This is a genomic window from Mesorhizobium sp. M7D.F.Ca.US.004.03.1.1, assembly GCF_003998635.1.
GTDB classification, from domain to species: domain Bacteria; phylum Pseudomonadota; class Alphaproteobacteria; order Rhizobiales; family Rhizobiaceae; genus Mesorhizobium; species Mesorhizobium loti.
Genome location: NZ_RZQG01000655.1, coordinates 1 through 3408 on the forward strand (window position 1 = coordinate 1; position 3408 = coordinate 3408).

At 61.8% G+C, this 3408-nt stretch carries 4 protein-coding genes and 1 pseudogene; 2 read left to right on the plus strand and 3 right to left on the minus strand.

All coding sequences use genetic code 11. The features are described 5' to 3' along the window. Both EN935_RS41500 and EN935_RS27405 read left to right on the plus strand, forming a co-directional pair. On the plus strand, positions 1 to 271 hold a 271-nt coding region (locus EN935_RS41500; protein WP_206534579.1), incomplete at its 5' end, for a hypothetical protein. Positions 272 to 615: 344 nt separating this feature from the next. Beyond that, a complete protein-coding gene (locus tag EN935_RS27405) occupies positions 616 to 1554 on the plus strand; it encodes a GlxA family transcriptional regulator (protein WP_348271741.1) in 939 nt (312 codons plus the stop codon). A 19-nt stretch (positions 1555 to 1573) separates the two neighbouring features. Here the strand turns inward: EN935_RS27405 and EN935_RS27410 are convergent, their stop codons facing one another. From EN935_RS27410 to EN935_RS27420, 3 genes and pseudogenes are all read right to left on the minus strand, one after another. After that, positions 1574 to 2359 (minus strand): ABC transporter ATP-binding protein, encoded by a 786-nt coding sequence (locus tag EN935_RS27410; RefSeq protein WP_127266123.1) that lies wholly within the window; start codon positions 2357 to 2359, stop codon positions 1574 to 1576. Further along, positions 2356 to 3129: an ABC transporter permease gene (locus tag EN935_RS27415; protein WP_127266124.1), complete on the minus strand. Its 774-nt coding sequence runs from the start codon at positions 3127 to 3129 to the stop codon at positions 2356 to 2358. Before EN935_RS27415 ends, EN935_RS27410 begins: the two co-directional genes overlap by 4 nt. Before the next feature lie 91 nt (positions 3130 to 3220). Beyond that, positions 3221 to 3408, minus strand: a pseudogene (locus EN935_RS27420) (ABC transporter permease); the annotation flags it as partial.

Consider the following 3408-nt stretch of genomic DNA (forward strand, 5'->3'; position numbering starts at 1 on the left):
GTGTCGCATTTCATATCAAGCGCTTCGCTTTTGCGATTTAGTTTCTGCTTACACAAGCCTATATCAGCGCCAGCAAACGAGCTGCCCCACTCCATCAAGCGAAGGCGACCCGTCTGAGCAACAAATGGAGATGATTATGAAGCTTTTTGCACGCCTCTTTGCCCGCCGCGAAATGAACCTGACCACCGCTCTCGAGCGTCAGCGTCTTGCCAACACCATGCCCGGCCAGACCGGCGCCATGAATGCGGCGCGCCTCGGCTTCGTCGCCTGAAGATTTCAAAGCAGCGTATCCCTGCCGCTGCTTTAAAACTGCAACGCCGCCTGGCTCCAGCCAGAGCGGCGTTTTTGTTCTGCCCGCAGGCCATATGTTGCCTGTCCCTTGAACAGTTGGTGCCACTTCCAGGGTTCGCTGCACGCCGATTGCCCATTTGCGACCCATGTCGCAAATATAATCTTGTCGCAGCGGCGTAGCCGATTGACAGACATGGTTTTTCCTGATGTCGCTATGCTATTCGCGACATCCTGTTCGCGTCATGGCTGCGTGAGGTTCCCTTGAACGCCGTAAAGCATCCGATCAAGCGATCGTTTGTATTCTTCCTTGTTCCCGATTTCACCATGATCGCTTTTGCGACCGCGCTCGACCCGCTGCGCTCGGCCAATCGCATGCTTGGCTACGAGGCCTATTGCTGGCGCCTTGCCAGCATCGACGGCAAGCCGGTGCGTGCCTCGAACGGGGTCGAATGCGCGGTCAACACCTCGCTCGAGGATGAACGCAAGAAGATGGCAGGCCCCGACCGGCCGAACATGGCCATCGTCTGCAGCGGCATCAATGTCGAGCGCTACCAGAACAAGTCCGCCTTCGCCTGGCTGCGCGAGGAATACAATCGCGGCGTTGCCGTCGGCGGCCTGTGCACCGGTGCGCATATCCTCGCCGCCGCCGGCCTGTTGTCCAACAAGCGCTGCGCCATCCACTGGGAGAACCTGCCGGGCTTTTCCGAGGCTTTCCCAAAGGCCAATGTCTTTGCCGACCTCTTCGAGATCGACCAGAACATCTACACCTGCGCCGGCGGCACCGCCGCGCTCGACATGATGCTGAAGCTGATCGGCGACGACTTTGACGAAAATCTCGTCAACCGCGTCTGCGAGCAGGTGCTGACCGACCGCGTGCGCAGCCCGACCGACCGCCAGCGCCTGCCGCTGCGCGCTCGCCTCGGCGTCCAGAACTCGAAAGTGCTGACCATCATCGAACTGATGGAGGCTAACCTGTCCGAGCCGCTGTCGCTTATCGAGATCGCCGACCATGTCGACCTGTCGCGGCGTCAGATCGAACGACTGTTCCGCACCGAGATGGGCCGCTCCCCTGCCCGCTATTACCTCGAGATCCGGCTCGACCGCGCCAGGCACCTGCTGATCCAGTCGTCGATGCCGGTAGTCGAAGTGGCGGTCGCCTGCGGCTTCGTCTCGGCCTCGCATTTCTCAAAATGCTACCGCGAACTCTACGCCCGCTCGCCGCAGCAGGAGCGCGTCGACCGCAAGCAGCTGCTGGCGGCCTGATCCGATAGATCTGGGAAGCTTACGCCGTCTGCGCCGTGCGCATCGCTTCGACGCGGATGTCCTCGGTCAGCCGTGCCTTCAGCGCCGAGAATTCCGGGCTGGTCTTCAGCGTGTAGTGGCGCGGGTGCGGCAGGTCGACGGCGACATCCGACTTGATGCGGCCGGGCCGCGCCGTCATCACGATCACGCGCGAGGCCATGAAGATGGCTTCCTCGATGTCGTGAGTGACGAACAGCACCGTCTTCTTGCGCCGTTCCCAGATACCGAGCAAAAGCTCCTGCATCAGACCGCGGGTCTGGTTGTCGAGCGCGCCGAATGGCTCGTCCAGCAAAAGGATCTCGGGATCGTTGGCCAGCGCCCGTGCGATCGCCGTACGCTGCTGCATGCCGCCGGAGAGCTGCTTCGGCCAGTGGTTTTCGAACCCCTTCAGCCCGACAAGGTCAACATAGGAAGCAACGATCCCGTCCCGCTCCTCTTCGGGCATGCCGCGTTCGCGCAGGCCGAAGGCGATGTTTTCGGCGACCGTCAGCCAGGGAAACAGCGTGTAGGACTGGAAGACCATGCCGCGGTCCGGCCCCGGCTGGGTCACCGCCTTGCCGTCGAGCAGTACGCGGCCTTCGCTTGGCGCTTCCAGGCCGGCGACGATCCTGAGCAATGTCGACTTACCGCAGCCCGATGGTCCGAGGATGGTGATAAAGTCGTTGGCGGCAAGTGCCAGGTCGATTGGCATCAAGGCCTTGACCGGTTCTCCGCCGCGCACGCCGGCGAAAGTGCGCGAGGCGCCTTCGATGAGAAGCTTGCTCACGCCAGGCTCCACGGAAAGAGCCAGCGGTTGAAGGCCTTGAAGGCGAAATCGGACAACAGCCCGATCAGCCCGATGATGATGATGCCGAAGATGATCTGTCCCGTCGCCAGCCGCGACTGGCTGTTGATGATCATGTAGCCGATGCCGGATGACGAGCCGATCAGCTCGGCGACGATGACATAGGTCCAGGCCCAGCCGAGCACCAGACGCAGCGTCTCGGCGATCTCGGGCGCATTGGCCGGCATGATCACCCGTCTGACGATGCCGTTGTTGGTGGAGCCCAGCGTATAGGCAGCCTCGACCAGGTCGCGTCTTGTACTGCCGACCTTGACCGCGATGATCAGGATGATCTGGAACACCGAGCCGACGAAGATGACGAGCAGCTTCTCCAGCTCACCGATACCGGCCCACAAGATGAGCAGCGGAATGAAGGCCGAGGCCGGAAGATAGCGGGCGAAGGAGACGAATGGCTCCAGAAACGCCTCCACCGGCTTCCAGGCGCCCATCGCGATGCCGATCGGCACCGCGACAACCGACGCCAGCAGGAACCCGCCGAAAACCCGCCAGATGGTGATCAATATGTCGAGCCAGAAACGGTCCTCGACCAGCAGTCGCCAGCCGTCCCGCAGCATCGACAGCGGATCGGCGAGGAAGATGCGGTTGACGTGGCCGCCAAGCGTGATCCACGCCCAGAAGGCGACGAACAGCACGAAGAAGGAAATGCCGAGCACGGTCCGGATGCCCGGCGGTACTGGCTGCAAGGGGCGCATCGTCAAATCGTCCCCATCTTTCAAATCGTCATTTGTCCAGGAGAAGGCGGCGACGCCAGGCGCCGCCGCATGATGGTCAAAGGCCGGACTGTCAGTTCGACACCGCGCTGGTGTCGGCCAGCGTGGTGACGTCGGGCGCTTCCTTGATCAGTCCCATCTGCAGCAGCAGCTCGCCGGCGGTCTTGGAAAAATCCTGGAATTCCTTGGTGAAGAACTGCTTGTTCTCCGCCTTGTCGGCCCATTTCAGGTACTTCGCCGAATCCTCGAACTCCTTGGCAG